The sequence below is a fragment of the Okeania sp. genome, assembly GCF_983059655.1.
This window is the reverse complement of the sequence record NZ_CEZPJD010000404.1, coordinates 1,416-6,931: the sequence shown is the minus strand read 5'-3', so window position 1 is coordinate 6,931 and position 5,516 is coordinate 1,416. Positions and strand designations below refer to the sequence as shown.

The window sequence follows — 5,516 nt, the reverse complement described above, 5'->3', positions numbered from 1 at the left end:
TAACAGGTCATAGGTGTAAATTCAAGAGCTAATACTGGAAATGGTACACAAACTTAAGATATACTTTCGAGATCTCTTGAGTAGAATATTTTTATTATACTTAAATCATCCAGACATAGTATTACTCAGAAGCTAACAGATTTGATATCATACTTGAATCAGTTAAGAGTTAGCTTCCTGGGGAGGAACTGAGTTTGCAGGTGTATGATACGAAAAGGATTTTGTCGCTCTACCTCTACAGACCCAGCATAAATATTTACCACAAGCTTTTCAAAACATAGTTAATTGTTCAACACCGTAATCAGTATACTAGTGATTTCTAAATTTGGTATAACTATAAAATAAGAAAGTATAGCGCTACACGCAAGTCAAAAGTTAAAAGTAATATCTGACGCTCGTTTGAGCATTGATAAATGTCCTAACCTATTTGCGTAGTGCTACAGTTGATACGACATAAGTAGGATGCTGGGAAATCGCTCTTTACTGGTACTTTTCGATAGAAAAACCCACAAGGGTCTAACTATTGTAACCAATAACCTATACTTCGCCACGCCCACTACCTCGCTCATCACAGTACACCCTAACTTGAACGAAAGATTGTTGAACATTTGAGATTGAGTAATTTAGTTGCCAGCTGCAGATATTACGGAATAAAATCGTCAAAATTACGATGGAAATATAAATAAATAGGCAGAGACTCATAGCAGTTGTCCATTGTCCATCAAAGGAGTTTCTACTACCTAATACAAAAGTTATACAATGTTTTCAGGATACAATTCGGTGTCTTTACCTAAAATTTGCGACCAGAAAATCGATTATTCAGGTGATGAGGGATGAGCGATCGCTGAGTCTACTTGCTTCAACAAAATTTCTAAGCTTGAGGAGTTGTCCAAAACTATATCCGCTTGTTGACACTTATCTTTTAGGGGCATTTGATGATTAATTCGAGTGTAAGCTTGTTCTTGAGTCAAGCGATCGCGTTGCATCAATCTCTCTATTTGTTGTTGAGGTGAAGTATATGTAACCCAAATTTCTGTTACTAAATCAGTCATTTTGGCCTCAAACAGCAATGGTACTACTAATACTGCTGTGGGGTATTTCTCGGAGTTATGATACCCAGTGTCATTACTTTTGACGACAAATTGCTGAATATTCTGCTCGAAGCGATCGCGTACATCAGGATGAATTTGTTTTTCTAGCCAGAATAACTCCTCTTGATTGTTAAAAACAATCTCTCCTAATTTTTGCCTATTAAGATTACCATTAGGTAACAATATATTTTTGCCATAGTGTTCTACTATACTCTCTAAAATTAATGAACCTGGTTGTACAGCTTTGCGGGCATAAATATCTGCGTCCCAAATTGGGAGATGGTAAGTTTTGTGCAAATAATTTGATACAGTAGTCTTTCCTGTACCAATACCCCCAGTTAAACCAATGAGACGCATCATAAAAAAGTCAAAAGTTAAAAATAGTATAGATAGAGCCGAACTTTCAGTGAAAGTTACAAGCAAGTTACTGAAATTTTAGACTACAGTAGAAATGTAAAGTAAAGTAGTTCAAATAGAAATTTTCTCCATAGCAGGGAAAAGGGAACAGAGAGCAGTAAAAAAAGCTTTTTTCTGTCTCAGGTTGATCGTCAACGTAAGTCAAACACCAACTCGCTCCTTGCGATATAATAGCTATTTTGTTTGATAGTTAGATGTAATTTAATAACTAGAGGGTCAAAAATCTTGACGAAAGAGTAGTTGTATGATAAGGGATAAAAAGTCATAAACCAATGAACTATGCACCCATCTTTAAGGAAGTCAGAAGTTGTCTTTGTAACGGGGATTTAAGCAAGACTCCAAAAACATTTCGCCTTAAAAGGCAGGCTTTTAGACCCAATTATTTTGATAAAATTTACCACATTCTCATAGCTGTCCCCCTAACTGGACTTTGGGTATTATTTGATACTGCTGCCCTCCTACCATTCTATAACAGCGAAAATAATGGTAGGTTAGGGAAGATTCCATGGAAAATTTTTTCCGCTAAAATCGCATCAGCTCAATCAATAGTTCCCGAAGCAAATTCAACCAATACAGTAGTAACTCCAGTAACACCATCCCCAGATTCCTCTCAAACTCGCTTTGATATTACAGGTGGAAAGCAATCAAAAGATAATACTAATCTTTTCCATAGCTTTGAGAGATTTAATGTAGAAGAAAATCAAATTGTTAACTTTATCTCTAACCCAAATATCAAAAATATTCTAACTCGTGTCACTGGTGGAGATGCTTCTATAATTAATGGTCTAATTCAGGTAACAGGGGGCAATTCTAACTTACTGATGATGAACTCTGCGGGTATAATTTTTGGTGCAAATGCTAGATTGGATATCCCTGCATCTTTTGTCGTAACTACTGGTTCAGGTATTGCTTTTGACTCTGGTTGGTTCAATAGCATAGGTGAAAATAACTACGATATTTTAACAGGAAATCCTAGTGCTTTTTCTTTCCCAATGACGAATCCTGGAGTAATCTTAAATGAAGGTGAGCTGACTGTTAAAGCAGGAGAAAGTGTCACTTTATTGGGTGGGACAATTATTAATACAGGTAAGATTTCTGCACCAGGCGGTGAAATTACAATCTCTGCAGTTCCTGGAGAAAGTTTAGTCCGTATTAGTCAAGAAGGGCGTTTATTAAATTTAGAAATAGCGACAGAAGATGGAGAAAGTTCTGATGATTTACCAGAAGAATTACACAGTTTAAATCCCTTATCTATACCAGAACTTTTAACAGGTAATAGTGAAGTGATGGAAACTGCTACTGGAGTTAGAGTTAATGATAATAATGAAGTAGTTTTGACAGGTTCTAATCAAGTAATTCCTACAGATGCAGGGACAACAATTGTATCTGGTTCTCTTGATATTTCTTTGGCAGAAAATTCGGAATTGGCAAATACAAGTAAAATTAATATTTTTGGAGAAAAAGTAGGATTATTTAATGCCAAACTTAATGCTTCTGGTTTCTATGGTAGTGGCAATATTAGAATTGGTGGAGATGCTCCAGGTTTAGAAACAGTTCCTAATGCTACTCGTACTTATGTGGATGAAAGGACAGAAATATATGCCACTTCTTTTAAAGGTGAAGGTGGTAATGTAGTTATTTGGAGTGATGAAGAAACTAGCTTTTTTGGAAAAATAGAAGCTCTTGGTCGTAGAGAAGAACAGGCTACATCAGCAGAACAAAACTCCAGTAAAAATTTAGTAGAAGTTTCTAGTCAAGGAAATTTAATTTTTGATGGTACTATCAATTTAGGTTCTCCAGATTTATTGAGCCGTTTATCATTTAAGGCTGAAAATATTAATATTGTAGATACAAATATTGAGGTAGCAGATAATCCTTTAAGAGGAGAAACGGCAACAGAATCTCAAATATCAAAATCATCAATAGAAAGCATATCAGATAGTACAAATATTACTTTTCAAGCATTAGATAATATTACTATCAACAATTTATCTGAAACTCAATTAAACTTTGCTAATACTAAAGGTGAAATCTCATTTGTTGCAGATAGTGACCAAAATGGTTTAGGGTCTTTTACAATAGACTCACAAAATACTATTAATACTCAAGGAGCAGCAGTTAATATTTCTGGGACGACGATAAGTACTGGAAATATTAAAACAGAAGGAGGAGAACTTAATCTCACCAGTAGTCAAGGTTTTGTGATGACTAATAACTTATCTACTACTAATTCAAATACGACAGTAGAAAGTAATGGTGGAGAGATTAATATTACAGCACAGGGAGATATTACAACTGGAGAAATTGATGCGAGTGGAGACTCTAGTGGTGGGAATATCACTATAAATACTGCTACTACTATTGATACAGAAAGTATTTATGCTGAAGGTACGCAAAGTGGTGGAAATATTGATATTACAACACAGGGAAATATTACGACTGGAGAAATTGATGCGAGTGGAGACTCTAGGGGTGGGAATATCACTATAAATACTGCTACTAACATTGATACAGAAAGCATTAATGCTGAAGGTACGCAAAGTGGTGGGAATATCGATATTAGAGCTGGAAATACTCTCAACTTGCGAGGAATATCAACATCAAGCGGTAGTCGAGAAACTGGCAACATTACTATTACTGGAGATGAAATTAACCTTTTAGGCGGAGAAGATAGTGTAAGTAGCAATGGGAGACTCATTTTACAACAAGCATCAGAAAATCAAGATATTACTCTGGGAAGCTTTGAAAATATAGAAGGAACAAACGGCAATTTGCCCCTACACCTGACAACAGGAGATTTGGCAACTTTGGCAAATGGTTTTGAGTCTATTACTATCGGAAAATCTGAAAACTCTGGCAATATTACTATTGCTTCTACAGAAAATAGTAATCAAAATGGAGTTGTATTTAATGACCCCACAGCTATTCAAGCAGAAACAATTACAGGTACAGGTACAATAACTGGGGTAGATAATGCCCAAATTACTATAAATACTAATAGTGATATTTCCACTGGCAATATTTCCACATCCACAGGTGTTAGTATTACCAGTATTCAAGGCAATGTTAAGACTGGAGATGTGACGGCAAATACATCAAATAATAGTATTGGCAATATTGATATTATCAGTGGTAGTGGTTCCATCGAAACGGGACAACTAACAACCATAGGAACAACAGCAGGGGGAAATATTAATCTACAAGCAGGCGATCGCATAACTATAGGTAGAATAAATTCTAGCGCTACACCAGGAAATGCAGGAGAAGTTAAACTGAATGCGGAAAACGGTATCGAGGTCATCTCTATACAAGCAGAAGGTGGAAATAATGGAGGCAATGTCGAAATTATTACAGGTGACACTCTCAGAATAAGAGGTACTTTTTTAGACAAAAATCAGAATATTGCTAGTATTTCTACCGCAGGGGAGGTAGTTGGAGGGAATATTGCTATTAGTGCTGGAAATACACCTTTTATCGTCGGAGATGCTACAACTAATGGCTCTGTAGGGGCAATTACAGATGGAACATCAACAGTTTTACCCGATCGCTCTCTACCTAGTAGTTTTGAACTAAAAGAAGTAGAAAACTCTCAACCACAAAATTCTGAGTCTAATGAGACTACATCTGAGTCTACTGAACCTGCAACGGAATCAGAAAGTCAAGAAAATCAACCTCACTCAGAAGCATCAACCCCTGAAAATGTCACTCAACCAGAATCAACAGAATCTAGTAATTCTGATGAAAATCAAACCACTACCATTACTGAAACTCAACCAGAATTAGTTGAGGAGTCAGAAAGTATAGAAAGTATAGATATAGAGGAACCCCAAACTCAAATTTCCCAAGAAGAAGTAGGTAACGAAGAACCCTCAAACACAAATCAAGATATACAGATAGTATCTCAAAACCCCAACAACGAATCAAACTCACCAGTTTTAGATAATTCTGAACCTACAACCCCTATTGTAGAAACAACAGCATCCTCAATTAATAGTTCAGAGGAACAAA

Annotated in this window: 2 protein-coding genes; one reads left to right on the top strand and one right to left on the bottom strand. The window is 36.0% G+C overall.

Translation table 11 applies throughout. The annotated features are described in order from the left end of the window. Positions 1-815: 815 nt before the first annotated feature. Complete coding sequence (coaE, locus tag AC3DU7_RS20425; protein ID WP_488041141.1) at positions 816-1,448, bottom strand: dephospho-CoA kinase; 633 nt, start codon at positions 1,446-1,448, stop codon at positions 816-818. Between the two features lie 332 nt (positions 1,449-1,780). On the opposite strand from coaE, the gene AC3DU7_RS20420 reads away from it, so the two are divergent. Continuing rightward, positions 1,781-5,516 (top strand): two-partner secretion domain-containing protein (locus AC3DU7_RS20420; RefSeq protein ID WP_488041140.1); only part of this gene is annotated, 3,736 nt, incomplete at its 3' end.